A 26,256-nucleotide genomic window follows, 5' to 3' on the forward strand; every position below is an offset into this window, starting at 1 on the left:
TGATGATTTCTTACATGTAATCATCCGCAGTGCGTGTCTTTGCCTTCTTGCTGACGCCAAGCATCCGTGCGATGCGGTCAACAATGACGTAGAGCACGGGGATGAGGAAGATACCGAAAATGGTGGCAAAGAGCATGCCCCCGACAACGGCAACACCCATACCGTTACGCGCTGCAGCTCCGGCGCCGGATGCCATGCAGAGCGGCAGACAGCCGATGATAAATGCAAAGGATGTCATGAGGATCGGGCGCAAACGCAACCCCGCCGCCTGAATCGCCGCTTTCAGCGGATCCATGCCGCGGTCCACGCGCACCTTTGCAAACTCGACAATCAGAATTGCATTCTTTGCTGCAAGACCGATGACCATGATGACGCCGATCTGCATGTAGACACTGTTCTGATAGCCCGCCGCAGGGATGCCAATCGTACCAAAAATCAGCGCAAGGATATACTCAGAGAAGAGCGCCCCAAAGATGCCCGTCGGTACAGTAAAGAGAACTGCAAACGGCACGCTCCAGCTCTCATAGAGCGCTGCAAGGCAGAGAAAGACAAACACGAGTGCAAGTGCAAGCACCTGCATGGTCGAATCCGCAGATTTCTGCTCCTCGCGGCTCTGTCCCGACCACTCGATGTTAAAGCCGGAGCCCGCATGTTTCTGCACAATCTCGGTGATGGCTGCCATCGCCTCACCCGAGCTGTATCCGCTGCCGGAACTTCCCTGGAACGTGATCGAACGCGCACCGTTGAAGCGGCTGATCTGAGTCGGACCTGTTGTAAGTTTCGGCTTCAGGAGCGTATCAAGCGGAACCATGCCGCCCTGAGAGTTGCGGACAAACACGAACTTCGCCGCCTCTGCCTCGGTGCGGTAGAGCACGTCAGACTGGAGGACAACCTTGTAGGTACGCCCGAACTGGTTAAAGTCATTCACTTCGTAGCCGCCAAAGTTGACCTGCAGCGCCGTGAATACATCCGAGAGCTGAACGCCGAGGTTCTTGACCTTTTCGCGGTCGATCTCGTATTGATAGCTCGGCGCATTGATCTTAAACGTCGTTCGAACCCCCTGCAGCTCTGGACGTTTATTCGCCTCGGCAAGGATTGCATTTACGATATCGTTGAGTTCAAGATCTGTATGTCCGCTCATGTCCTGGAGCTCAAGTGACCAACCGCCGACATTACCAAGGCCCGGCAGTGCAGGAGGATTGATCGCAATGACGAGTGCTTCCGGTGCCTCCATCGCCCCTACCCGGAACATTGTTCCAACGGCGGCAGCAACGGATTCGTACAGACTTGTGCGCTGCGACCAGTCCTTCATGCCGACGAAGACAACCGCGCCGTTGGAGTTCGCTCCGCCCGCGAGGATGTCGAAACCGTTGATGGACATGACAGCACTCTGCCCCTTGATCTCGCGCTGTGCCGCCTGCTGGATCTTGTCCACGGTCTTCTGTGTCTGGTTCGTGGACGTGCCCGGCGGCAGCTGAATCGCGATCATCAGATACCCCTGATCTTCCTCGGGGACAAATGTGGTCGGCAAATTCCGATAGATGATCGCTGTGAGCCCGCAGACAATGAGCAAAAAGACAATAGCTATCCGTGATTTGCGGATAAAGTTCGTAACAATCCCGATATAGCCCTTGCGCGTACGATCAAACCAGTTGTTAAATCTGTCGAAGAAGCGGCCGAGAATGCCATTTTTCTCATTTCCCTTCTTCGGCTTCAACATCATCGCGCAGAGCGCAGGAGTCAGCGTCAGAGCGACAAACGCAGAAAGTGCCATCGAGATCGCAATGGTGAGCGCGAACTGCTTATAGAGAACGCCCATCATACCGCCAAGGAAGGCAACAGGAACAAAGACAGCTGCAAGCACAAATGCAATAGCAACGACCGGTCCCTGAACCTCGTCCATCGCACGCTCTGTCGCGTCAATCGGAGAGAGTCCGCTCTCCATATGGTGCTCGACATTCTCAATGACGACGATCGCATCATCGACAACGAGACCGATCGCAAGCACCATAGCAAAGAGGGTCAGTGTATTGATGGAAAAATCCAGCAGCACAAATGCACCGAATGTTCCAATGAGAGATACCGGTACCGCAAGCAGAGGTATAAGCGTTGCGCGCCAACTTTGCAAAAAGAGGAAGATAACAAGCACAACAAGCAGCAGGGCCTCTACAAAGGTATGAACAACCTCTGTGATGGACGCATTGATGTAATCCGTACTGTCAAAGACCGACTTCATCTTGAGACCGGGCGGGAAGGTTTTCTCCGCATCCTCGAGTATCTTGCGCACCTCGGCAAGAGTTGTCATCGCATTCGCATCGGAGGTCAGCTGAATACCGAAACCGACGGCAGGATAGCCGTTGAATTTTGCAACGATATTGTTGCTTCGTTCCCCGGTCTCAATGCGCGCAACATCTTTTAGGCGGACGAATGTACCGTCCTTGCCCGAAGCGATGATGACATTGCCGAACTCCTCCGGCGTCGTGAGTCGTCCCTGCACCTTGCCAGTGAACTGCTTCTCCTGTCCGTTCACCGTCGGCATACCGCCGACCGTACCTGCAGGTGCCTGCACATTCTGCTCGTTGATCGCCGTCGTGATGTCTGCAACGGTCAGCCCGAGCTCTGCGAGGCGATCCGGATTCATCCAGACGCGCATCGCATAGTCCGCACCGAATACCTGCACCTCGCCCACACCGTTGACACGCTTGATCGCGTCGAGGAAGTAGAGCGTCGCATAGTTCTTCATGAATGCACGATCATACGTGCCGTCCTCAGAGTACATCGAAACAAAGTATGCCATCTGTCCCGAGGACTTGCGCGTTGTAACGCCCGCCGCCTGAACGGAGGACGGAAGGCTCGCATTTGCACCTGCCGCATTGTTCTGTACCTTGACAGCGTCCATGTCGCCGTCTGTACCGACTTCGAAGGTGACGGAGAGGCTGTACCGTCCCGTATCATCGGAGGTGGAGCTCATATAGTCCATCCCCTGGGTGCCGTTGATCTGCTCCTCGATGACCTGCGCCACCGTCTCATTGACAACAGCGGCACTTGCGCCGACATAGTTTGCCGAAACGGCAACGGTCGGCGGCGAAATCTGCGGGTACTGCGCAATCGGCAGCGAGAATCCTGCAATCGTACCGACGATGACAATCATCACCGCAATGACGATTGCAAAGATCGGCCGATGTATGAAAAATTTTGCCAAAGGATTCCCTCCTTACTGCGCGGGCGTAAGTGCGCTCGTGTTGAAGCTGGAGGAATCCCCCTCGATTGAGAAGCCCATCTCGTCCGCAGTCACCATAGTCACTGCAAGATCGCCGCCCTCCTGAAGGGTCGTAAGTCCCTCGACCACGACAATATCCGAAGCATCGAGACCATCCTTGACCACATAGTAGCTGCCGATCTTATCCCCGACGGTGATCGTGCGTGCCACGGCCTTGTTGTCCTCTCCTACCAGCATGACAAAGGACTTGCCGAGCAACTGCTGAACAGCGCGCTCCGGAACGAGGATTGCATTCGGAAGGGTATCTCCGATGAGGCTGACACGGGCAAACATACCCGGCAGCAAAAGACCATCGGGATTATCAAAGATTGCTTTGACCGTCAGTGTTCCCGTCTGCGCGGCAAGCGCCCGGTCTACTGTTGCAATATGCCCGATAATCGGATACTTTGATCCGTTAGAGAGTGTAAGCCCCACTACAACCGCACTGATGCCTCCTGTCTTTGCCGCCTGTTCGACAAATGTGAGATACTCATTCTCCGAGAGACTGAACTGCGCATAGATCGGATTGGATGTCCCCATCGAGACCAGCGTCGTCGTTCCCGCAGAAACGAATGTGCCGAGAGCAACATCATCTACGGAAAGCTGCCCCGCCATCGGTGCATAGATCGTCGTATCGTCAAGGTTCTCCTGTGCCTGGCGCAGAAGTGCGGTATTCGCTGCAACGGCAGCCTCATAAGCATTGACCTGAGCCTGCTGTGTAGAGAGGGTCTGCTCTGAGATGGCTGCACTGGCATAGAGCTGCTGATAGCGGCTAAGGTCCATGCGGGCATTATTGAGCGTCGCCTCGGACTGGGCAAGTGTCGCCTTCGCCTGAAGAACCGCACTCTCATACTGACGCGAATCAATACGGTAAAGCGGCTGTCCTGCCGCAACGAACTGTCCGCCGGTAATATACTTCTCGACAATATTGCCGGAGACGCGTGACTGGATTTTCACCTCGTCCGTACCTGCGATTTGTCCTGCATAGACATACGTAAGCGGTGTGTCTTGGCACAGGACATTCATTGCCTTCACCTGCGTTGGGCGCCCGCCTGCCGGCTGCTGAGCTCCGCAGCCGGTAAGAAAAGAACTCAGTGCCAGAACACCAACAACGGCGAGAACACGAACCTCTTTCCGAATACCAAACAAATAAAAGACCTCCTCTTTTCCCATTCCCAAGGCCGATGGCATTTTCAAAACGCTCTTTTATGAAGAAAGGGCAGGAATCCGCATGCGGGAACTCCTGCCATAGCGTCTTTATCTTATCGGAGTCTCCTGTAAAAGTCAAGAAATGATGTAAACTCCAAAGTAGGGTTTAACACAAATTTAACTATACCCGAGATATGCAAGCGCAGCTGCCGCTGCCTGCTGTTCAGCTTCCTTTTTGCTGCGTCCAGCGCCCTCTCCTATTGGTTGATTGTCGACAAGGACGCGCATTGTAAAGCGCTTGTCGTGGTCAGGACCGCTTTCATCAATCAATTCATATACAATGCCTTTATTCCGCCTTTGTTGGATGTGCTCCTGCAGAGTTGTTTTGTAGTCATGAACGACCTGAGCCTTCTTTATATGATCTGCCTCACGGGAAAGCTGACGTGCCACGTATTCCTTTGCAGTCTCCCACCCGGCATCCAGATAAACAGCGCCAATAACGGCTTCAAAAGCATTCTCGAGATTGTTCTGCCGATCTGCTCCGCCATTGTGAAATTCCCCGCGTCCGAGACGGAGACAGCTGCCAAGATCAAGAGCACGTGCCAAGCGAGCAAGTGTATTGCTCTGCACGAGACTTGCCCGCATCTTCGTCAACTCTCCCTCGGAACAATCGGGGAAGCGTGCATACAAATACGTGCTGGAGGCAAGCTCCAGCACGGCATCGCCAAGAAATTCCAGACGCTCGTTATGCGGTATGGTGTCTTTCGCTTCATTCGTATAAGAGGGATGGGTCAGCGCCTCATCAAGAAGTGCGAAGTCGTTGAAGGAAACCCCCATCTCTGCAGAAAGACGCATGAGCTGCGCGAGCCTTTCGTCCTTCATGTGATATGCCATTGTATTACTTCTGATATTTCTTGACAACAAGGCAGGCGTTGTGACCGCCGAAACCAAAGGAGTTGGAAATCGCCGCGCGGACCTTCTTGGCACGCGAAGCATTCGGCACATAATCCAAATCAAGGCCCTCATCCGGAGTATCGTAGTTGATGGTCGGCGGGAGCATATCATTCTCTACTGCAAGCGCTGTTGCGATCAGCTCGACGCTGCCCGCTGCACCAAGGAGATGCCCCGTCATCGACTTGATGGAGGAGACCGCCACATTCTTCGCCGCATTGCCCCAGACGGTCTTGATCGCCTCAGTCTCACATAAATCATTCATATGTGTGGATGTTCCATGTGCATTGATATAATCCACATCTTCCGGCTTCAGCCCAGCATCATCCAACGCAAGCTGCATGCACTTCGCCTGATACTCACCGTGCGGTGCAGGGCTTGTGATATGATAGCCGTCCGAGTTTGAGCCGTAGCCGACCAGCTCGGCATAAATATGTGCGCCGCGCGCTTCAGCATGCTCGAGTGTCTCAAGTACGACAAGGCCCGCACCCTCGCCCATAACGAAGCCCGAGCGGTTCTTATCAAACGGACGCGATGCATGCGCCGGATCATTATTGTGATCCGTGCAGAGTGCCTTCATCGCTGCAAATCCTGCGCTTGCCGCCTCAGAGATACTTGCCTCCGTGCCGCCCGCAATCATAATATCCGCCTCGCCGCGCTGCATCACGCGATAGGCATCACCAACACAGTTCGCCCCCGTTGCACATGCTGTCACAACACAGGATACGGGACCATGCAGGCCATAGTTAATTGCGACCTGCCCCGCCGCCATGTTGGCAATCATCATGGGAATGAAAAACGGACTCACGCGCTCCGGGCCTTTATCAAAGAGGCGCTCATATGTGCTGTGCATCGTCTCGATGCCGCCAATCCCCGCACCAACATATGCGCCGATCCGGTCGCGATCCACCTTTTCCAGATCAATCCCTGCATCCTTAAGTGCCATCCCTGCAGATACAACAGCAAACTGCGCATAACGGTCCATGCGCTTCGCTTCCTTCTTATCGATATAGCCATCGACATCAAAGTCCTTGACCTCGCCAGCAATCTGCGCAGCATAGTTCGTCGCGTCAAATCGGGTGATGCGTTCAATGCCGTTCTTGCCTGCGAGCAGGGCATCCCAGAAGGCTTGCTTGCCAATGCCGATCGGCGTGATCGGGCCAACCCCTGTAACGACAATTCTCTTCTTCAAACCAATCGACTCCTTTCCTAGAGCATACGCCCTAGTTCGCTGCCTCAAGCTGCTGTTTCAGCTCCTCAAATATCTCATGAACAGTTAAAATCCGATCGATACGCGGCATAAATTCGCCGGTAAAGACGAGCCCGGTCTCGAGGTCCCCCTGCTGTGCACGCGAGAGCGCTCGAATGATGCAGAAGTGATGATCGCACTGCTTGAGGCAGCGGTCACAGACCGTCGGCGGCACAGGCCCCTCCATGATACGCGAGGAGAAAGGGGTGCGGACAGCACGCCCCGGAAGCCCCACGGGGCTGTGGATGATAACAATATCATCCTTCTTTGATTTCAGATAATATTGTTTAAGCGACGGCGCAGCATTTGACTCAACACAGGCGGCAAAGCGCGAGCCAAGCTGCACGCCGTTTGCCCCCATCTTGTACAGATCGGCAATATCCTGCCCTGTGAGGATGCCTCCAGCCGCAAAGACGGGGATCTTCACCGCCGCACGAACATCGGAGATGATATTTCGTACAGACTGATCTGTACCGAGGTGTCCGCCTGCTTCCTTTCCTTCGACAACAACTGCCGCTGCACCAAGCTTTTCGGCAATCTTGGCAAGTTTTGCCGTAGAGACGATCGGAACAATCGGCGTACCGGACTCCTTGCCAAGCTGGAACATATCGCGGGAGAACCCCGCACCGGCGACTACGAGGTCAATGCCCTCGTCAATCGCAATTTTAACAGCATCAGCGAAGTCGCTTGCGGCGACCATCTCATTGATGCCAATAATCCCATTGGGAGAGAGTGAGCGCGCAAGTCGAATCTCATAACGCAGTTCCTTCGGCTTCATGCCGGAGGCTGCTATGAGTCCGATTCCGCCCTCGTTTGCAACGGCGGCTGCGAGCCGCGCCGTGGTGATGCGAATCGCCATACCGCCCTGAATGATGGGGACGGTGGCAATTTTGCTGCCAATCCTCACCTCAGGTAGTCTCATATAAGCCCTCCAATCGGGAGAGCACGCCACACAGCGGCGCCATGTCAGTCAGACATTTCTCTCCACAAGAAGTTTTGGCTCCCCCTCCAACCATTGTTATCCAAATATCCCGCCGGATGGAAGGCGGATCTATTACAGCAGGGCATTCACCAGCCCTGGTTTTATGCGTTATCAATGTGCCTTTTGAGAAAAATCCCGTGCGCCTGAGCTGTCACGGGATTTCCCTAAAAGACCAGTTTTGTGCACAAATGCGATTGTTATCGCTGCGCTTTACTTATTCTGATCGATGTAATTGACGACATCCTGAACCGTCTTAATCTTCTCAGCAGCCTCATCGGGGATTTCTACATTGAACTCCTCCTCGAAAGCCATGATGAGCTCAACGATATCGAGAGAATCTGCTCCAAGATCGTCAATGAAGGTGGACTCGAGTGTGACTTCATCAGCCTCCGAGCCAAGCTGTTCCACGACGATGTCGCGAACCTTGTCAAACGTTGCCATGCGTTTTCACCTCCTTTAAATGAATTGATTGTATGCTACATAACCATGCCGCCATCTACATTCAGCGTCTGGCCAGTAATGTACGATGCCGCATCACTTACGAAAAAGAGAACGGCATCGGCAACATGCTCCGGTTTTCCGAGTGCTCCAAGCGGAATTCCCTCAACAAGTTTTTCACGGATGCTGTCCTTGAGGACTGCCGTCATATCAGTGGCAATGAACCCAGGAGCGACCACGTTAACAGTAATCCCACGCGGAGCGAGTTCCTTTGCCGCCGCTTTGGAAAAACCGATCACGCCCGCTTTAGCGGCGGCATAGTTTGTCTGCCCTACATTGCCGATTTCACCAACAACAGAGGAAAGATTCACAATGCGTCCGCTGCGCTGTTTTGTCATAAACTTTGCAGCAGCTTTCGTGCAGGCATAGATGCCCTTGAGATTTGTACTGATGACTGCGTCAAAGTCCTCGTCCTTCATACGTACGAGCAATGTATCTCGCGTGATGCCTGCGTTATTGACGAGAATATCCAAGCCGCCGAGTTCTTCATGAACGCGTACAACCATTTCTGCCGCAGCGGCACTGTCCGACACATCAGTCTGAACGAGGAGCGCAGTACCGCCCTGTTGTTCAATGGCGGACTTGACCTCCTCGGCAGCCGAGCGGTTGCCTGCATAGTTGACGGCTACTACCGCGCCCTCCTTTGCAAGGCGTATAGCGACGGCGCGTCCGATGCCGCGGGATCCGCCCGTAACAAGAGCAACTTTCCCCTCAAGAAGCATGGATACCCTCCTTACTCATAGCCGAATTCATTTAATCATTACTTCTTTAGCGTGTCAAGTGTTTTTTGCAGGGACGCAACATTCTCGACGTTAAGACTCGTAAGCGCCTTATCGATGCGCTTGTTAAAGCCGGCAAGTGTTTTGCCCGGCCCGCATTCGACATACGTATCCGCACCAAACGTACGCATCGTATTGACGCATGCAATCCAGCGGACGGGATGATCGGCCTGTGCGACGAGATTCGCTTTGATCTCCGCGGCAGTCTGCTGAAGCCCGCCTGTGTAGTTCGAGACCACAGGGAACGCGGCATCGTGTAGCTGCACCTTGTCGAGCTCTGCGGCGAGTTTCTTTGCAGCCGGCTCCATGAGTGTCGAATGGAATGGTGCAGAGACCGGCAGGATAACCGCCTTCTTTGCTCCCTTTTCCTGAAGCAGTTCAACGGCTTGCTCTACGCCCTTTACTGTGCCTGCAATAACAGTCTGCCCAGGGCAGTTAAAGTTGACGGCCTGAACGGCGCCTGCTGCGCTTGCCTCAGCACAAACGGCAACGATTGTGTCATCATCAAGACCGATGACTGCAGCCATTGCCCCTTCGCCTACAGGTACAGCTTCCTGCATATAGGCACCGCGCTTGTGTACGAGAGCCACCGCATCCTGGAAGGAGAGCACACCCGCCAACACGAGTGCAGAGTATTCGCCGAGACTGTGCCCCGCTGCGATCTCCGGTGCAATCCCCTCTTCGCGCAGAAGTTCTGCTGCAATGACAGAGACGGTGAGAATTGCAGGCTGTGTATGCTCCGTCAGCTGAAGCTGATCGGCAGGGCCCTCAAAGCACAACTTGCTGATGGAGTAGCCCAGAGCCTCATCGGCCTCTGCAAAGCGTTTTTTGGCCAGATCATAGGCATCGAAGAAATCCTTCCCCATACCGACAACCTGCGCCCCCTGTCCGGGGAATAAAAATGCCAGCTTTCCCATAATAGCATTCCTCACTGATAGGTTTTGCGTGCAGCATCCATCGCGCTGGGGAGTCCGCTCACAATATCTTCGATGATCTGTTTTACAGGCTTGATATCCGCCAACATGCCGGAGATTTCACCGATCATAACAGACCCATTATCCACGTCTCCATCATGCGTTGCGCGACGCAGACTGCCAACGCCCAGCTGCTCAAGCTCTTCATTCGAGGCACCTGCAGCCTCCATCTCTTCATACTTTCGGGAGAGCTTATTCTGCAGGACGCGTGCCGGATGTCCGAGCGAACGTCCTGTGACAACCGTCGAGCGATCCTTTGCCTTGAGCACCGCATTCTTATAGTTCGGATGTGCAATGCACTCCTCACTGAGGACAAAGCGCGACCCCATTTGGATTGCTTTTGCTCCGAGCGCAAATGCCGCCGCCATGCCGCGTGAATCACCGATACCACCGGCGCCGATGACAGGAACATCCACGGCATCAACAACCTGCGGGAGCAATGCCATCGTCGTGATCTCGCCAATATGCCCGCCGGACTCCGTCCCTTCAGCGATTACGGCATCTACACCCGTACGCACGAGACGGCGCGCGAGAGCCACCGATGCCACAACGGGGATGACCTTTGAGCCGATCTCCTTGAGTGCCGGTACATATTCGCCAGGGTTTCCCGCACCGGTGGTGATAACGGGAACACGTTCCTCCAGAATGACCTGCATGACTTCCTTGACAAAGGGGCTCATGAGCATCACATTGACGCCGAAAGGCTTGTCTGTCCAGCCTTTGGCTTTGTGGATCTCGTTTCTCAGCGCATCCGGCGGCATATGTCCGGCGCCGATGAGGCCAAGGCCCCCTGCGTTAGAGACAGCAGAGGCAAGCTCAGCTGTGCCGATCCATGCCATACCGCCTTGAAAAATTGGATACTTGATGCCAAGCATTTGACAGATCGGATTATTTTCAAACATTAACCGTTTTCCTCCTTCGCCCACTTCATAATACACGACGCCCATGTAAGTCCCGCACCGAAACCTGCGAGGGCAATGATATCTCCCTTTTTGAACTGATGCGCGTGTGCCGCCTCCGCTAGGGCGACAGGGATGGATGCGGCAGACATATTGCCGTAACGATGAATATTTATAATAACTTTGTCCATCGGCATGTCAAGACGCTTGGCAGCCGCCTGGATAATACGGATATTCGCCTGATGAGGCACGAGGAAATCAAGATCCTCCCGGCGCATTCCTGCGCGCTCCAAGGAGGTCTCTACTGTCTTCCCCATGATCTTGGTTGCAAAGCGGAACACCGCCTTGCCGTCCATATGGACGAAGTTAAGCCTTTGCTTGATCGTCTCCGGGGTAACAGGACAAAGGCTGCCGCTCGATGGGATATCGAGCGCATCGCCCCCCGAGCCGTCGCTGCCGAGGTCAAAGGAACGCATGCCATAGCCTTCCTCGACCGGTCCAAACAGGGCCGCTCCCGCACCATCACCGAAGAGAACACAGGTATTGCGATCCTGCCAGTCAATGACTTTCGACAATATTTCGCCGCCGATGACAAGAACATGGCGATAAATGCCGCTCTCAATGAACTGCGTTGCAATTGACGCAGCGTATACAAAGCCGGAACACGCCGCCGAGAGATCGAAGGCCGCTGCGTGTTTTGCACCGAGACGGTCTTGGAGCACACATGCCGTGGCTGGAATAATGCGATCTGAAGTAAGCGTCGCCATAATGATGAGATCAAGCTTTTCTGCCGCAACTCCTGCATCTGCGAGCGCCATCTCGGCAGCACGCTGAGCGAGTACAGATACGGGTTCATCCTCAGCGGCGATGCGCCGCTCGTGGATACCGGTACGCTCGACGATCCATGCATCGTTCGTCTGTACCATCTTCTCAAGGTCGAAATTCGTCAGTACGTGCTCCGGAACGCAGTACCCCGTTCCAAGGATGCCTGCACTAATCTTGGGCATGATTCGAATCTCCCTCCTTTGCCAGGGCATCGCGGATCTGATCCAACACCTTCCCGTTTACATAATCCACGGTGACGCCAATCGCACTTGCGATAGACCTTGCATCCGATGATCCGTGTCCAATCACGCAGCAGCCATTGACGCCCAGGAGAGGCGCACCGCCGTACTCCCTCACGTCAAGGCGCTTTCCAAGGCGGCGCAGCGTCGGCATAAGGAGCAGCGCACCAAGCTTTGCCATGATGCCGGCCCCATGAATCTCCTCTTGAATCAACCCAAGAATTGTCTTCGCCAGCCCTTCTGCAAATTTTAGCACAACATTTCCAACAAAGCCATCGCAGACGACGACATCGAAATTCCCCTTAGGTACGTCTCTGCCCTCCGCATTTCCTGTAAAATGAATATTCGGTTCCGCCTTGAGCAGTTGGTATGTTTCTTTCGCCTGTTCGTTCCCCTTCGTCTCTTCTTCACCGATATTGAGGAGACCAACACGCGGATGTTCAACGCCAAAGACATACTGCGCATAAAGAGAGCCCATGACCGCGCTCTGCACCAAATGTTCTGGTTTGGAGTCCACATTTGCTCCGGAATCGAGCATAAGGGTCACACCGTCAGGAGTCGGCATCGGAGTCGCGATAGCGGGGCGGCCGACTCCGCGAATCCGATGCAGGATGAGCTGGGCTGCTGCTACAGCAGCTCCTGTAGAGCCGGCAGAAAGTACAGCGTCGCAGTTGCCTTCCTTAACGAGACGCGTAGCGACGACAATTGAGGAATCCTTCTTAGAACGCACTGCCTCTGCCGGATGCTCATTCATGCCGATGACTTCGGCCGCGTGTACAATGGAGATGCGCAGGGCTTCATAATCCTCGCCCTGCAGTTCAGTGCGGATCTTCTGCTCGTTGCCGATCAGCACGATCTCGCAGTCATATTTCTTCGCTGCATCCACAGCGCCCCGCACAATTTCCTTCGGAGCGAAATCACCGCCCATCGCATCGACCGCTATACGCATCCTGCACTCCCTTCCCTCATCCTACTGTTGTTACTGATCGAGCGAAACGACAATAAATTTTGCACGAAAAACCTCTTTACCCTCACGAAGCGTTTTGACCCATATGAATATCTTATTGCCGCGCACCTTTACAATTTCAGCATGCGCAATTACGGTGTCTCCTTTTCGAATGGGGACCTTATACTTCACATTTGCAACCCCTGTTATTGCAAGGGGCGCATCAATGATCGCAAGAGCGAGCGAGTTTGCCTGGGAAAAGAGCGCTGTGCCGCGCGCAATCTCCGATTCCGCAAAGATAAGATCATCCGTCACCTTGAGGGCTGATGTACCCCGCACGCCCAACTCGAGGGAAAGAAGATCGCCGATCACTTCCGTGTGGGGAATGGCACGCACCTTCTCCCGCGCATTTTCCGCGAGTGTGCGGACGCGGGCGCGCAGCTCCGGGATTCCGAGCTCTGTACGGTCAAGACGTACTGTCTGCACGCTCACAGCAAGCCTTTTGGCAAGCGCCTCATCCGTCAGAAACGGTTCTTTGCGCACCGCTTCGACCAAGGTCTCCTGCCGCCGGCGTTTTTTCTCCGTCATCGCACCACTCCTCTCTCAGAAATATGCTTGATTGCCGCACTCATATTTCTTTTATTTTTTAGCACCTGCTGCTATCAGTATGAACGCATTATACTAGGTGCTAAAAAAAAATGCAAGAGGAAATGCAAAAAAATAAAAGAGCTGCCGCAAAAAGTCGACTGACTTCTTACAGCAGCTCGTACGGTCCTCATTCAGCCGCCTCGACCACAGGTTTTCCGTCATAATAGCCGCACTCCAGGCACACATGGTGAGGGAGCTTGGGCTCATGACACTGCGGGCACGATACATAGTGCGGTGATTCGAGCTTCCAATTTGCACGACGACGATCACGGCGTGCTTTCGATGTTTTTCTCTTTGGTACTGCCATTTTGGATACACCTCCTTAATTGTTTTTCAATAGGCTCTCTAAAGCCGCCAATCGGGGATCCGGCACGAACGCATCGCACTCGCATATCCCCTCATTCAAGTTCTGTCCGCAAACCGGACAAAGCCCCTTGCAATCAGACTTACACAGCTCACGCAGCGGCTCAGCCACAAGGAGGGTATCACGTACAAGGTCATCGATAACGATTGCATCACCGTCATAAGATGACTCATCCGCTTCTCCCGGGGTCTTCGCATAGTCCTCAGAAAAATCAAGCGCCTCCTTCCGCTGTCCTTGCGCAAGACAGCGGTCACAGACAAAGCTCCGGCAGGCACTGACCACACCTGCAACGCGGAATGAGAGCCCCGTATTCATCACAGTGCCTTCGACGTGAATATCGCCGCAGAAGCACGGCATATCTCCCCCCATATCGAGGGATTCCGGCGACACCAAAAATGAAAAACTGCGGCTCTCACCGAGAGCAAAGTTCGTTGCCGCAACATCAAGCTTCATCATGACGCATGACCTCTCACATTATAGCGGCGGTTCCCGGCATTGTCAAGGAGGCCTCTCAGAGTTCCTGTCCCTCGCCCTGCGGTGCATTCATCTGAGCCTTTGCCGTGCGCAGGACGTTCATCGCTTGGTTCAGCCCCGCCTCTGCCTGCTGCACGCCCTTGAATGTGCTGCCGACATGTGCAATCAGCTGCTCGAACACCTGATTCGCATAAGCGTCTGCATCGCTCTGAAGGCGCGCGGCGTTTGCCTGCGTCTGCTCCATCAGTTCACGCGCCTGTTCTTGTGTCTGATGCATGATGGCACGAGCACGCTCCTTCGCTTGAATGACAATCTCGCTTTCCTCAAGGAGCTGGTTTGCGCGCGTCTGCGCCGAATCTACAATATCCTTTGCCTCTTCCCGCGCGCGCCCGATGATATTTTCCTGTTCCTGCATAATCTCTGCCGCGCGGTTCAGCTCTTTGGGAAGATCCATGCGCAGCTCTTCTACAAGATGCACGATCTCATCATCGTTCACAAGAGCTTTGTCACTGAAGGGGAGGTGTGATGCATCCGCGACCAAATCTTCCAGCTTTTTCAGCGTGTCAATCACTGCCATAAATCTAACTCCTTTTCCTGTGCACCCAGCGGCGCATTATCCTCGACGGGGCTTTCCATACAGCTTCAATATCGCCTGTTCCACTGACGACGGAACGATCCCCTGCACCGGTCCGCGAAAGCGGATCAGTTCCCGAACGCCCGAAGAACTGACAAAGGTCAGATCGGGGCGGGTCAGCAGAAAGATTGTATCGCTCTCCGGCATGAGATGACGAATCATCGCTGCGTGGTTTTCCTCATACTCAAAGTCTTTTACAGAACGCAGGCCGCGCACGACTACGCGAGCCCCCTCTTGCTTCATATAGTCCGTAAGCAGCCCCGAGGACACATCTACACGCACATTCGGCACGTGCGATGTCGCTTCTCGAAGGAATCGAACCCGTTCCTCCAATGGGAAACAGCCCTCTTTTTGGACGTTATGAAAAATGCAGACAATGAGTTCATCGAACATCGATGCAGAACGCTCAATAATATCGATATGTCCCGTTGTAACGGGGTCAAAACTCCCGGCGAAGACGGCTCGTCTCATTCCTGCACCTCCTGTCGTGCATAAAAACAGATGCGTGCTGCACCATAGCGGCGTTCACGGAGCAGAGAGAGTCTTCCCATATGTTCCGCCACAGATTCATCTGCGCCCTGCTCAAGAATAAGGAGACCGCCCTCAGCGAGCAAGCGTCCAGCATCCACCGCAGAGAGTACGCGTATATGATCTCCCTGTCCATAGGGCGGATCGGCAAAGATGAGATCGAATGCACGCCCGGTACGCGCGAGTGCAGCAGCCTGGCCGAATACATCTCCGCGGCGAATCTCCACGTATTTCTCCATCTTCGTCCGACGGGCATTTTCCATCAAAATGGCCTGCGTCGCACGATCAATGAGCACAGCACACACTGCTCCGCGCGAGAGTGCTTCAAGTGCCAGTGCACCGGTTCCTGCGAAGAGATCGAGTACGCGCGCATCTACAACACGATTGCCCAAGATACTAAAGACAGCCTCACGCGTGCGGTCAGCCGTCGGCCGCGTACCGTCTCCTGCGGGAGATTTCAGACGCACGCCGCGCGCGCTGCCCGTAATGATCCGCATCGTATTCCTCCCACTGCTGTACCATACATAGGCTTTCCTATTTTACCACAATTCATATTCGCATTTCAACCTGTCTCCATCTTCATAAAATATGTTATACTATGGAAATTACGATTGGAGGAAAGAGCTGATGAAACCTTCTCTTGTCATAGCATTGTTTCTGTCTGCCGCGGCCCTTCTCTTTCATTTTGTATTCCACCCGATCCCGAAGGGGCAATGGAGCGTGCCTCCCCCCTCTCCCGTATCCGTACAGAAACGCGCTCCCGTTCTTCTCGTCCCTCTTGATTCGCGGCCGCCGTGCACAGATTTTGTCGTAAACGGCGGGAAAATCATCGGGCGTGACATCATCACACCGCCGACAGAATATATGGACTACTATACACGGCCCGGAAATACGCCCGCACTGCGGTCTTGGCTTGCAGAGGAAATGACCGACGCGTCAGCCGTGATCCTATCCGTCGATCAGCTGCTCTCGGGAGGGCTGCTTGCAGCACGTGAGGCGCATATCTCAGCGGCAGACATTACGGCACTTTCTGATTACCTGCGCTCACTCCATACGGCGCACCCGGACGTGCCTCTGCATGCGTTCTACATTCTGCCGCGTGCAATCCCGCAAGACGGTATCGAGGGTTGGCGCGAACGGCGCGCACTTCTTTCCTATGCGCGTCTTCTTGGACGCACAGGCGAGGGACTTCCTGTCGATACGCAAGAAATGGATCGTCTGCGCACAGAATTTCCATCCGAGTATCTCGAAAGGTATCTCGCTCACTTCGATGAAAGCACGGCTCTTGCAGCGATGCTTGTTCATCTGACCGAAGAAGGCGTGCTCACACGGCTGATCCTTGGACAGGATGACGGTGAGCCCTATTCCGTCGGCAATCTGAAAAAAGCAGAGCTTGCCGCTCTGCTTACACAAAAAAATATCCCCCCGGATCGTGCAATGATTGTTCACGGAGCAGATGAGCTCGCACTTTCAATGCTTGCACGGCTCTCCGTAGATGAACTGCAGGCGGGCGGGGCGAATATGCCTCGTATTGATATTTGCTATGCGAAGGACGAGATGAAGGATGCCGTATTCCCCTTCATGGCAATCTCAAACGATGCGGCAGTACGCGAAAAGATTACACTCCTCGGTGCATCCCAAGAAAACGATGCGGAGACTTCTGATCTGACGCTTTTTATCTTCACAGGCGACAGCGACGCGGATACGCTCGGCACACGTTCCCGTGCCGCCGCCTCCATCCGTGCGATGCTCGCAGAAAAGAAAGCAGTTGCCCTTGTCGATCTCTCCCGCCATTTTCGTGCGGAGGAGGCCCTGTTCCCCATTCTGATCGAAAAGAATGTGCCGGTCAACGCGCTCACGGCATATGCTGGATGGAATACAGCAAGCAACGCGATCGGCACAGCTCTCTCGCAGGCGGTTCTCTATCACTGCGCTGTGCAGAGTACAGCGACCCAATCGGAACGGGATGCTGCTGCCCGTGCCAATCTCGCATTCCTCACAGGACGCATTGCCGAGGATGAGTTCTACTTAAAGGAAACCATCGACCGCGTCAACAGTTCGCTTCGCAGCGCGGGCTATCACAATACAGCTGATCTTGATCTCTCGCGGAATTGGCGCTGGGCAAATGATCTTATCGCACACGATCTGCGGCGCCGAATGCAAAGTTATGAGAGCACTCGCGCATTCCGCACTCCTCTTTATGCAAACAGACATTTACTGCGCCTCATACAAAGCAACATCACGGCATACTATCCATGGCCGCGCACGTTCGAGATACGCCTCGAATCAAATCCTTCTATCGAAACATCCTCTCCATAATGCATAAAGAACGGAACCCGACAAGCTCCGTTCTTTTGCGGAATAAAATATTTTGTTATTGTGCCGCAAGACCGAACCGTGTAATGCCTTCTTTGCGGAACTTATCGAGCAGTTCCATGACGCCGCTGTAATTCATATCCCCATCCGCACGGACAACGACGGCAAAGCGCTGATTTTTCTGACTCTCGGCGCGCGCGCGGCGCAGGAGTGTTGCCTCATCAATCTGCTGATCCTCGAGCCAGAGCGAACCGTCCTTGCGTACAGTGACCAAATAGGTCACATTGAGCTGCGTCTGCGCTGTCTGCGCTTTCGGCAGGTTCACATCCACTGTCTTGAGATTCACCATATAGAGGGTACTCATAATAAAGAACACAAGCAGGAAGAACATGATGTCAATCATGGGGATAATCATGACCTCAGGCTTTTCAAAGGCCCTTCTGTCGCGGAGTCTCATGCCTCATCACCTTCCGCCGTATTTTCGTTATGCAAGGAAGTCTCGATGACGCCCTTTACTCCTGCTGCACGTGCCAGCTCAATACGGCTGTTCTCAGCGGCAGAGAAACACATCTCCATATCTGTAACAATGTTCTCGATGCGCTGAGAAAAGTATGCATGCACCGAAAGTGCGATGATTGCGACGCACAGGCCCATCGCTGTCGCGATGAGCGCCTCGCCTACACCGCCCGTAATCGCACTCGGCTCCCCCGCCTCAATGTTAAACACACTGAACGTCGAGATCATGCCGCTGATCGTGCCGAGGAGTCCGAGCAGCGGAGCCATTGTAACGATGACGCTCAGATAGTACATGCGGTTGCGCAGCTTTGAGAGTGCAATGCCCGACTGAATCTCCATATAGGAAGACATCTTGCGCGAGTTCTTGCTGTTCTTTGCAATCGCGCTGAATAGGATATCCGCGATTGCGCCGCGCCTCGACTCTGTCAGCGCAACAGCATCTTTGAACTTTGCATTAGCGACATCCAGCATAAAGGCATGCGCAAATGCCCGTCCCGCATCCATACGGGAAAAATAGAATGTACGCTCAATACCGATAAAAACGACAAAAATTGACGCTGCAAGCAGGAAGTACATGACAATGCCGCCATGTCGGAAAAACTCAATCCCCTGTGCAATAAAATCCATAGCGCAACCTTTCCTTCCGTTCTGGAATATGATTCCTCATACCGCCCCGTTATAAACTCATTCATTTTACTACATATCCTTGTCTGCGTCAACGATAACAAATCTCACCATATCTTCTTGATACGATTCAAACGGCTTGCGGTCCATGCAAAAACATATTATAATGAAAACCGTTCTGTATTGAAGGAGGATTTTGGATTGAAGTTACCTCTCGTACGCGGTTTCTGGCAGCTGTTCAAAGGGTATTGGAGCTCTCCTGAGAAGTGGAAGGCACGCAGCCTGCTCGTCTCAGTCATCGCGCTCAATCTTATCATGGTATATCTGCTCGTCCGCATCAACGACTGGTATCGTATATTCTATGACGCACTGCAGGCGTATGATTGGGCATCGTTCTGGCCGCTCATCGGTAAGTTCACCCTTCTGGCCTTTCTCTATATCATCATTGCCGTATATGCCGTCTACCTCCGACAGATGCTGACGATCAACTGGCGTACATGGATGACAGAGCAATATCTCGGCCGCTGGATGCACGGGCAGGTCTACTATCGCATGCAGGTACTGCGCAGCGATACAGACAACCCTGACCAGCGTATCAGTGAGGACGTCAATCAGTTCGTTTCACTGACGCTGACTCTTCTCGTCGGCGTTCTCAAACAGCTCACAACACTCGGCGCATTTGCTGTGGTCCTTTGGAACCTCTCGGGCACGATCACCGTTCCTTTGGGCAGCAGCACATTCACCGTCTACGGCTATATGTTCTGGTTGTCTCTGCTCTATTCGGGGATTGGAACATACTTTGTTCACGTCGTCGGACGCAGGCTCATTCGGCTCAACTTCGATCAGCAGCGTTACGAGGCAGATTTTCGTTTCAGCATGATGCGCGTGCGCGAAAACAGCGAGAGCATCGCATTTTATCGCGGTGAAATGGCGGAGACAATTGGGTTCAAGGAGCGTTTTGCAAACGTTATAAAGAACTATTGGGGATTGATGCGCCGGACAAAGTTCCTGAACTTCTACGTCAACGGCTATGGTCAGCTCGCGATCATTTTCCCGATCATCATGGCGGCACCGCGCTATTACGCCGGCGAAATGGCGCTCGGCGGTCTCATGCAGACGATGTCGGCATTTGGGCGCGTGCAGGATGCGCTCTCCTTCTTTGTCGATTCGTACAGCTCCATTGCTGAGCTCGCCGCCGTGATCCAGCGACTTTCGGGCTTTACGGAGCACATGGAAGAATCCGCGCAGGTAAGGAGCGACATCGTGCGCACGGAGAGTACGGATGATGCGCTTATGCTTCAGAACCTCACCGTTGTACTGCCGAACGGTTCCCCGCTCCTCAGCCAATGCACGCTGACACTTCCGCGCAGGAGTCATGTCCTCGTGACGGGCGCATCCGGTGCGGGAAAGAGCACGCTGCTCCGTACACTCGCCGGGATATGGCCTTATGGCAGCGGAAAGATTGAACTCCCGCACGGCGCATCTCGTCTCTTTCTTCCTCAGCGCCCCTACCTCGTCCTCGGCTCGCTCCGTCGTGTACTCTCTTATCCGCGTACGACAGCAGTGCCGGACACCGAATTGGTGCACATTCTAACGCTTGTCGGATTGGAGCATTTCTCCGCACGACTGGATGATACAGACGATTGGAGCCGCATCCTATCGCTCGGTGAACAGCAGCGGCTGGCCTTTGCGCGCATCCTGCTCATCCGTCCCGATTGGATTTTCCTCGACGAGGCAACCTCTGCCCTCGACGAGCCGCGCGAACACGCACTGTACGAACTGCTCTATCAGGAACTCCCCGCCGCCAGCATCATCAGCGTCGGACATCGCTCGACCCTTTTTGCCGTTCATGACACGGAGCTCCGCCTAACAGACCAAACGTATATCTATCAGGAGATCTCCCATGAATCGTAGAGAATTCTTACGCCGCATTGCTCTCATAGGGATCGGCGCTGCCGCATTCCCCTTCTTCCCTGCCGTCGTCAAGGCATCGTGGTATATTCCTTCCGCACTGCCCGGCGTTACGATACGTCCGACTTATCTGAAATTCGGCCCGCTGGAAAATCGTTTTGTGACAGACTGTATCGTCGTTCACCATATTGGCATGGCAAATAATGACGATGTTTCGGCGGAAACCGTTCATCAATGGCATCTGAACAATGGTTGGTCGGGCATCGGCTATCATTTTCTGATTCGCAAGGATGGTACGATCGAGGAGGGACGGCCGCTCGGTACAGTTGGAGCGCATGTCTATGGAGAGAATCGCCATACAGTCGGTATTAATCTCGTCGGAAACTTTGAGTCCGCTGTCCCCACAGAAGCACAGAAAACAGCTGCGGCACATCTCATCGCATCGCTTTGTACCGTATATCAGCTCGATCCTGTCTGGGAGAGTACCGTTAAGGGACACTGTGATCTCAATGCCACCGCTTGTCCGGGTCGTTATCTCTATGCGCAGATGCCCGATATTGTACAACAGGCGCGCACCTATTACGCCTCTGAGGAACTGCAGGCAGAGCGTCTGCGCATTGCCCAGAGGGGGCAGGAGCAGCAGGGTATTCGCATGCGCGAGCAGATGGAATCGGCACAACGCAGGAACGGAATACCACGCCCGACGCATCCGGCGCCGAGCACACCCAATCCTCCGATGCGTCCGCCCTCGGAAAAACCCGCGTTAAAACCCAATAAACGCCCAGATGTACCGAAGCCAAATGCAAGGCCGGAGCAACGAAGAATCGCGATGTGAATGGAGGCAGTGACCAATGGGATTCCACTACCGATGGTTCGACCGTGATCAGGAGAAAACGGATGAAATGGGCATCCCGCTGACACGCGCGGAAATTGATGCACGCGGACGAAGAAAAGAACCCGAGCGCATCTTCTCACGTGGGGAACAGACCGGCATCGTGCTCACCTCAGTCATCTTCGCTTACGGATGGACGGACGGCGATCTCTCGCTCGTATTCTTTTGTCTCTCCTTCTTGATTTTCGAATTGCGAAAGATTGTGCAGCGTTATTCTCATACCTACGGAAAAAGTATTGCCAACGCAATGCACGGCTTCAGCATTGCATTGCTTCTCGGCGCAATTGCGATAGTTTTTACGACCTAGGAGGTATTTACGTGAAGCAACAAATGGGCATGGGGCTCGTAAAGGTTGGTGCCGCCCTTGCGATCGTACTGCTCTTCGTTATTATTCATCTGATCGCTCCCGCTTTTTTGCCGGAGCTCTTTACGCTGCTGGCAAGCGGAGACATTCCCACAACAGTCGAATACATCCGCTCATTCGGGGACGGTGCGCTCCTCTTTGCCTTTCTCCTCACACTCTTTACCAATGCACTGGGCTTTCCGCCTGCCGTCATCTTCTCAACAGCGAACGTCATCCTCTTCGGCATTATCCCGGGCATTCTCCTCTCCTGTGTAGCAGAGACCATCGGTGTGACGATTGCCTTCCTTCTCATGCGCTTCTACTTCCGTGAAGCGGCCGAAAAAGTCATCGCTAAAAGCGCATTTCTATCCAGGGTGGATCACTACAGCGGCAGCAGAGGCTTTATCATCATGCTGATCGGGCGCATGGTTCCCTATCTCCCCTCAGCCCTCTTGAACGCGGTCGGCGCACTTTCCTCCATCCGGCTGCGCGAGTATATGCTCGCCTCCTTTGTCGGAAAATTTCCCTCGACGGGTATCGAGGCGATCATCGGGCACGATCTCGTCATGCGGCAGGAAGACAATACGCGCCTGATCGTCGTTATTCTTCTTGCAGGCATCCTGATCTATGCCGCCGTACGCTACGAAAAACGTGTAATGAAGGCTGCGGTGCTGCCGCAGGAGACGGAGAAAAAAGAATGACGCGCCGCTCTTTTTTGCAGACTGCCATGAATGCCATCCTGACGATGGGCATTGGCAGTCTATTTTCGTCTCGCACTGCTGGAGCCGTCTCAAACGACATACACCACCTGCGCCAGGTCATCACAAAGAACCCGAATCAGACACGCATAATTCAATGGGACAGCCCTCATCTGCTGCAGGATATCTGCGTTGAGCTGCGGCATGCCGGAGAACAGCAGGGACGAACAGAGCTCTTTTCCCCCGCCTATGCCTCCCTTGCACAGGATGAAGAAGCGCAGTTCATCTATCACGCAGAGATTCCTCTGCCTGCCGGCGGCGGCTCCTATCGTGTCACGCATGCAGGCGGAAGAACGGCGTGGATTCCTCTCTCTCAGGAGCATTCGAATACGAATGTACGCGCCCTTTTCTTCTCAGACAGTCAATGCAGTGAACGTTATGATGTGTGGCAGCAAGTCTATCATACCGCTTGGCAGCGGCACTCTGCAGCAGATTTTGCAGCCATTGTCGGCGACCTCACAGACAACGGAGAATCTTCATGGCATTGGTGCAGCTTCTTCGCGGCGATGGAGGGAGCAGAGAATCCTTTGGCGCGCTGCATTCATGTACCTGTCCTCGGCAATCATGAATATTACGGCCTGAATTGGACAGCGACACCGCCTGCGCGCTATCTGCGCACATTTGCACTGCCGGACAACGGCAGCACAGAGTTTCGGGGGCACTATTACTCCTTTGATCTCGGCGCAGTACACTGCATCGTCCTCGATACACAGTTTCTCGAGCTCGGTACACGCGGCGAGGCGCTGAAACACGAACAGCTGGACTGGCTCATGCGTGATGTCAAAGGGAGTACTGCCCCGTGGAAGGTTGTCCTCATGCACAAGGATATCCTTTCCTACGGGGAGTATCAGACAGAGACAGGAATAACGACGGGGATCAGCGATGTGGGCCGCGTCTTCCTGGACATATTCGATGCTCTCGGCATCGATCTGGTTATCTCAGGTCATGTTCATTCCTATCGCCGCCGGCAGATACGTGCACGGCAGACCGATGAACACGGCACGCTCTATCTCCTCACAGGCCCTGCCGGGAATCAATACTTTAACGTGCCTGCCGAACGCTACGATCTCGCCGCAGCGCCCAATCCCGCTCCATCCAATTACCTTTACATGGAAGCAGATAAACATCAGCTGAGCATCCGCTGCGAGGCGCTGGACGGCACAATACTGGATACGATATCCCTTCATAAGTAAAAAGAGACAGACGGCGCAAAGATCGCGCTGTCTGTCTCTTTTACTCTTAAATCGTAACAATGCCCAAAGCTATTGCAAAAACCAATGAGATGATGGACAACCCCCAAAGCCATGGCGCACAAAAGCGCAGCAGCTGCTTGATGGAGACGCCCGCAAGACCGCAGCAAAGGAATGTTGTCGCCGCGTGCGGCGTAACGAGGACGGCAAAGTTTTTGCCAACCAACATGGCATTCGACATATTCTCCGGCGATATGCCATACTGCTCACCGACGCCGATCGCAAGAGGAAGGAGGCCGAAGAAATACGGACTCGTACCGAGCATCATCCCGATAGGAACGGCAAATATCCCCATGATAATGTGAACATAGGGACCGAGGACAGATGGAATGAGCATGACAAGCGTTTCCGCCATCGCATCCATCATCTTCGTCCCGGTCAGGACTCCGAGGAATACGCCGGAGGCGAGCAGGATCATGGGAACGCCGAGAGCCTCGCCCGCATGGGCTTTGATGCGCGCCCCCTGCATTTTTGGATCTGGAAAGTTCACGATGAGCGCCAGCGACAGTCCGATCATAAAGGCAGCATACAGCTGGATCTTCGTGAAGCAGAGCATTGCAATCACGCCGACCGTGAGAATGAGATTGAACCAGAAGAGCTTTGGACGCTTAAGCGCGGCGGCTTCCTCATCGGAAATCTGATGCGCAGAGGAGGCATCCTCATCCAGCTCTGCCGCCTTTCCTGTCGGATGCAGTCCCGCACCGCGCCGTTTCTCCAAAATCCCCATGAACGCAGCAAAGAAGAGCACCATGATAATACCGACAATCTGCAGCGGTATCAGCGTGTGCCAGAGCGCGTTGACATCTGTATCCAAAATGACGCCGACACGCGCGACCGGCCCGCCCCACGGAAGAAGGTTCATGATACTCATGGCGGCGCCGATGATGACACAGAGGACAACAGGACGGATATGCAACTTCTTATAGATCGGCAGCATCGCCGGAACTGTCACGAGGAGAGTTGCAGCAAGCGCACCGTCAAGATGGGCAATGGTTGCGATACAGGCAGTTGATACCGTAACCAAGACAACATTTGAGCCGGCATGTTTCACGAGGAAATCAACCAGCGGATCAAAGAGTCCGACTTCCGACATAATCGAAAAGTAAACAATTGAGAAAATGAAGAGCACCGCGACTGGCATGGTTGTTGTAACGCCTGTTTTCATAAACTCTGCAATCTGTGTGAAGTCAAAACCGCAGACAACGGCACAGACGATCGGAACAACGACAAAAATCGGCGTTGGATGCACCTTCGACTGCAAAAGCAAATAGATGATCAGAAAGATCATGACAAAACCGGTAACAGCCAATAACATGAGAATCCCTCCGTTCTGCAAAATTATCCAAGATTTAGTCTGCCGAAGCAGGATGAATGAATTATGCTCATCTGGATTCTATTTCATAGAGGAAGTGCGTGACCGCAACAAGATCTGCTGAGCCGCCGGGACTGACCCATGCGGCAGTCAACTGGTCATCAAAGGCATGGACCGCGGCACGGCCGGCCTCCGTCTCCATGCTTCCCAGTTGGACAATGCGAGCGGCCTCCTCCTGCACACAATGAAGCATCGCAAGGTCATGACGTCCGAGGATATTCGTGTCCATATTATGTGCCATAAGCACGAGGAGGACATCGACCAGCGCATCATTCAGCGGTGTATTTTTTCCCCTTTGTACACGATAGAGCGGAAGGGCGTAATTCCACACGAGCGGGAATCCGGCCTCTGCCTCCCCGCGCACACCGGTCAGTCCATAGGTGAGGTATGCCTCCTGCCCCTTTGTATGGGGGATATTTGGCATCCCTCCATAGTCTGCATGACAAAGTCCGGCACAGATAATTCGCACGGCATTCAGCACGGCATCTGCCGTCAGCGGCTTTCCATGCGCGCCGATCCATCCTGCCGCTCCGAGCAGCACGCCAAAGCTGAAGATTGCTCCTTTGTGCGTATTTATGCCCCCTGTACGGGCATACATGGCGGATTCTGCTGCGCGTCCAATCGAGCGCAGGCGTGCAAGCAGCGTATGCAGGCTCATCCCCTGTCCCGCTCCTGCGCGTACAAATTCCGCAAAATATGGAGCGAGTACCGCTGCCGATGCCTGAAATGTGAAAAAATCCATGTCCCGATGCGCCCCATTGTTCGAACGGTCGACCAGACCGGGCTTCGGGGTTGCCGCCGCCTCGACGAGCAGCGCCTCAACGGCGCATGCGGCAATCATATCTGCGTCGCACATGTTCTTCACCTAAGACTGTG

The 26,256-nt window shown here is 54.0% G+C and carries 27 protein-coding genes; 6 read left to right on the plus strand and 21 right to left on the minus strand.

Going from position 1 to position 26,256, the window contains the following annotated elements; genetic code table 11:
* Positions 1 to 10: 10 nt before the first annotated feature.
* The 17 genes from HMPREF7545_RS09365 to rsmD all read right to left on the minus strand — a co-directional run bounded on the left by HMPREF7545_RS09365 (position 11) and on the right by rsmD (position 15,895).
* Entirely contained in the window at positions 11 to 3,202 is a 3,192-nt protein-coding gene (locus HMPREF7545_RS09365) for an efflux RND transporter permease subunit (protein WP_006695499.1), read from the minus strand.
* Between the two features lie 12 nt (positions 3,203 to 3,214).
* A complete protein-coding gene (locus tag HMPREF7545_RS09370; RefSeq protein ID WP_040571383.1) occupies positions 3,215 to 4,408 on the minus strand; it encodes an efflux RND transporter periplasmic adaptor subunit in 1,194 nt (397 codons plus the stop codon).
* Between the two features lie 177 nt (positions 4,409 to 4,585).
* Positions 4,586 to 5,302 carry a ribonuclease III gene (gene rnc / locus HMPREF7545_RS09375; protein WP_006695501.1) on the minus strand — a complete coding sequence of 239 codons (717 nt, stop codon included), beginning with the start codon at positions 5,300 to 5,302 and terminating at the stop codon, positions 4,586 to 4,588.
* A gap of 4 nt (positions 5,303 to 5,306) precedes the next feature.
* Positions 5,307 to 6,551, minus strand: coding sequence for a beta-ketoacyl-ACP synthase II (gene fabF, locus HMPREF7545_RS09380; RefSeq protein ID WP_040571384.1), 1,245 nt, complete (start codon positions 6,549 to 6,551; stop codon positions 5,307 to 5,309).
* A gap of 31 nt (positions 6,552 to 6,582) precedes the next feature.
* Positions 6,583 to 7,530, minus strand: a complete 948-nt coding sequence (locus HMPREF7545_RS09385; RefSeq protein ID WP_006695503.1) for an NAD(P)H-dependent flavin oxidoreductase — start codon at positions 7,528 to 7,530, stop codon at positions 6,583 to 6,585.
* A 270-nt stretch (positions 7,531 to 7,800) separates the two neighbouring features.
* Positions 7,801 to 8,031, minus strand: a complete 231-nt coding sequence (locus HMPREF7545_RS09390) for an acyl carrier protein (RefSeq protein WP_006689543.1) — start codon at positions 8,029 to 8,031, stop codon at positions 7,801 to 7,803.
* Positions 8,032 to 8,066: 35 nt separating this feature from the next.
* On the minus strand, positions 8,067 to 8,810 hold the full coding sequence (fabG, locus tag HMPREF7545_RS09395; protein ID WP_006695504.1) for a 3-oxoacyl-[acyl-carrier-protein] reductase: 744 nt from the start codon (positions 8,808 to 8,810) through the stop codon (positions 8,067 to 8,069).
* A 38-nt stretch (positions 8,811 to 8,848) separates the two neighbouring features.
* A complete protein-coding gene (gene fabD, locus HMPREF7545_RS09400; protein WP_006695505.1) occupies positions 8,849 to 9,784 on the minus strand; it encodes an ACP S-malonyltransferase in 936 nt (311 codons plus the stop codon).
* A gap of 11 nt (positions 9,785 to 9,795) precedes the next feature.
* Complete coding sequence (gene fabK, locus HMPREF7545_RS09405) at positions 9,796 to 10,743, minus strand: enoyl-[acyl-carrier-protein] reductase FabK (protein ID WP_006695506.1); 948 nt, start codon at positions 10,741 to 10,743, stop codon at positions 9,796 to 9,798.
* Positions 10,743 to 11,747 (minus strand): beta-ketoacyl-ACP synthase III, encoded by a 1,005-nt coding sequence (locus tag HMPREF7545_RS09410; protein WP_006695507.1) that lies wholly within the window; start codon positions 11,745 to 11,747, stop codon positions 10,743 to 10,745. The genes fabK and HMPREF7545_RS09410 overlap by 1 nt, the downstream gene beginning before the upstream one ends.
* Complete coding sequence (gene plsX / locus HMPREF7545_RS09415; RefSeq protein ID WP_006695508.1) at positions 11,734 to 12,753, minus strand: phosphate acyltransferase PlsX; 1,020 nt, start codon at positions 12,751 to 12,753, stop codon at positions 11,734 to 11,736. Before plsX ends, HMPREF7545_RS09410 begins: the two co-directional genes overlap by 14 nt.
* A 30-nt stretch (positions 12,754 to 12,783) precedes the next feature.
* Positions 12,784 to 13,338: a transcription factor FapR gene (gene fapR / locus HMPREF7545_RS09420; RefSeq protein ID WP_006695509.1), complete on the minus strand. Its 555-nt coding sequence runs from the start codon at positions 13,336 to 13,338 to the stop codon at positions 12,784 to 12,786.
* Between the two features lie 187 nt (positions 13,339 to 13,525).
* On the minus strand, positions 13,526 to 13,705 hold the full coding sequence (gene rpmF / locus HMPREF7545_RS10075; protein WP_006697063.1) for a 50S ribosomal protein L32: 180 nt from the start codon (positions 13,703 to 13,705) through the stop codon (positions 13,526 to 13,528).
* Between the two features lie 15 nt (positions 13,706 to 13,720).
* The gene (locus HMPREF7545_RS09425) at positions 13,721 to 14,218 is read right to left on the minus strand and encodes a YceD family protein (RefSeq protein WP_006695511.1); all 498 of its coding nucleotides are present in this window, start codon (positions 14,216 to 14,218) and stop codon (positions 13,721 to 13,723) included.
* A gap of 55 nt (positions 14,219 to 14,273) precedes the next feature.
* The gene (locus tag HMPREF7545_RS09430; protein WP_006695512.1) at positions 14,274 to 14,813 is read right to left on the minus strand and encodes a hypothetical protein; all 540 of its coding nucleotides are present in this window, start codon (positions 14,811 to 14,813) and stop codon (positions 14,274 to 14,276) included.
* A gap of 36 nt (positions 14,814 to 14,849) precedes the next feature.
* Positions 14,850 to 15,341 carry a pantetheine-phosphate adenylyltransferase gene (coaD, locus tag HMPREF7545_RS09435; RefSeq protein WP_006695513.1) on the minus strand — a complete coding sequence of 164 codons (492 nt, stop codon included), beginning with the start codon at positions 15,339 to 15,341 and terminating at the stop codon, positions 14,850 to 14,852.
* Positions 15,338 to 15,895: a 16S rRNA (guanine(966)-N(2))-methyltransferase RsmD gene (gene rsmD, locus HMPREF7545_RS09440; protein WP_006695514.1), complete on the minus strand. Its 558-nt coding sequence runs from the start codon at positions 15,893 to 15,895 to the stop codon at positions 15,338 to 15,340. The genes coaD and rsmD overlap by 4 nt, the downstream gene beginning before the upstream one ends.
* A 130-nt stretch (positions 15,896 to 16,025) precedes the next feature.
* On the opposite strand from rsmD, the gene HMPREF7545_RS09445 reads away from it, so the two are divergent.
* A complete protein-coding gene (locus HMPREF7545_RS09445; protein WP_040571385.1) occupies positions 16,026 to 17,717 on the plus strand; it encodes a DUF4127 family protein in 1,692 nt (563 codons plus the stop codon).
* A 55-nt stretch (positions 17,718 to 17,772) separates the two neighbouring features.
* Here HMPREF7545_RS09445 and HMPREF7545_RS09450 read toward each other — a convergent pair whose 3' ends face one another.
* A complete protein-coding gene (locus HMPREF7545_RS09450) occupies positions 17,773 to 18,171 on the minus strand; it encodes an ExbD/TolR family protein (protein WP_006695516.1) in 399 nt (132 codons plus the stop codon).
* On the minus strand, positions 18,168 to 18,857 hold the full coding sequence (locus HMPREF7545_RS09455) for a MotA/TolQ/ExbB proton channel family protein (protein WP_006695517.1): 690 nt from the start codon (positions 18,855 to 18,857) through the stop codon (positions 18,168 to 18,170). Before HMPREF7545_RS09455 ends, HMPREF7545_RS09450 begins: the two co-directional genes overlap by 4 nt.
* A 198-nt stretch (positions 18,858 to 19,055) precedes the next feature.
* Here HMPREF7545_RS09455 and HMPREF7545_RS09460 point away from each other — a divergent pair, with 198 nt between their 5' ends.
* The 5 genes from HMPREF7545_RS09460 to HMPREF7545_RS09480 are packed head-to-tail and all read left to right on the plus strand — an operon-like array spanning position 19,056 to position 23,951.
* Positions 19,056 to 20,768: an ABC transporter ATP-binding protein/permease gene (locus HMPREF7545_RS09460; protein WP_006697068.1), complete on the plus strand. Its 1,713-nt coding sequence runs from the start codon at positions 19,056 to 19,058 to the stop codon at positions 20,766 to 20,768.
* Positions 20,758 to 21,600 carry a peptidoglycan recognition protein family protein gene (locus HMPREF7545_RS09465; protein ID WP_006695519.1) on the plus strand — a complete coding sequence of 281 codons (843 nt, stop codon included), beginning with the start codon at positions 20,758 to 20,760 and terminating at the stop codon, positions 21,598 to 21,600. The genes HMPREF7545_RS09460 and HMPREF7545_RS09465 overlap by 11 nt, the downstream gene beginning before the upstream one ends.
* A gap of 16 nt (positions 21,601 to 21,616) precedes the next feature.
* On the plus strand, positions 21,617 to 21,964 hold the full coding sequence (locus HMPREF7545_RS09470; protein WP_006695520.1) for a hypothetical protein: 348 nt from the start codon (positions 21,617 to 21,619) through the stop codon (positions 21,962 to 21,964).
* A gap of 11 nt (positions 21,965 to 21,975) precedes the next feature.
* Positions 21,976 to 22,701, plus strand: a complete 726-nt coding sequence (locus HMPREF7545_RS09475) for a TVP38/TMEM64 family protein (RefSeq protein WP_040571386.1) — start codon at positions 21,976 to 21,978, stop codon at positions 22,699 to 22,701.
* Complete coding sequence (locus HMPREF7545_RS09480) at positions 22,698 to 23,951, plus strand: metallophosphoesterase family protein (RefSeq protein ID WP_006695522.1); 1,254 nt, start codon at positions 22,698 to 22,700, stop codon at positions 23,949 to 23,951. The genes HMPREF7545_RS09475 and HMPREF7545_RS09480 overlap by 4 nt, the downstream gene beginning before the upstream one ends.
* Positions 23,952 to 23,997: 46 nt before the next feature.
* Here the strand turns inward: HMPREF7545_RS09480 and HMPREF7545_RS09485 are convergent, their stop codons facing one another.
* Both HMPREF7545_RS09485 and citG read right to left on the minus strand, forming a co-directional pair.
* Positions 23,998 to 25,323, minus strand: coding sequence for a CitMHS family transporter (locus tag HMPREF7545_RS09485; RefSeq protein ID WP_006695523.1), 1,326 nt, complete (start codon positions 25,321 to 25,323; stop codon positions 23,998 to 24,000).
* 67 nt (positions 25,324 to 25,390) lie between these two features.
* Positions 25,391 to 26,236, minus strand: a complete 846-nt coding sequence (gene citG, locus HMPREF7545_RS09490; RefSeq protein ID WP_006695524.1) for a triphosphoribosyl-dephospho-CoA synthase CitG — start codon at positions 26,234 to 26,236, stop codon at positions 25,391 to 25,393.
* Between the last annotated feature and the right edge of the window lie 20 nt (positions 26,237 to 26,256).

Origin of the sequence: Centipeda noxia ATCC 43541, assembly GCF_000160555.1 — a bacterium.
Taxonomy (GTDB): domain Bacteria; phylum Bacillota; class Negativicutes; order Selenomonadales; family Selenomonadaceae; genus Centipeda; species Centipeda noxia.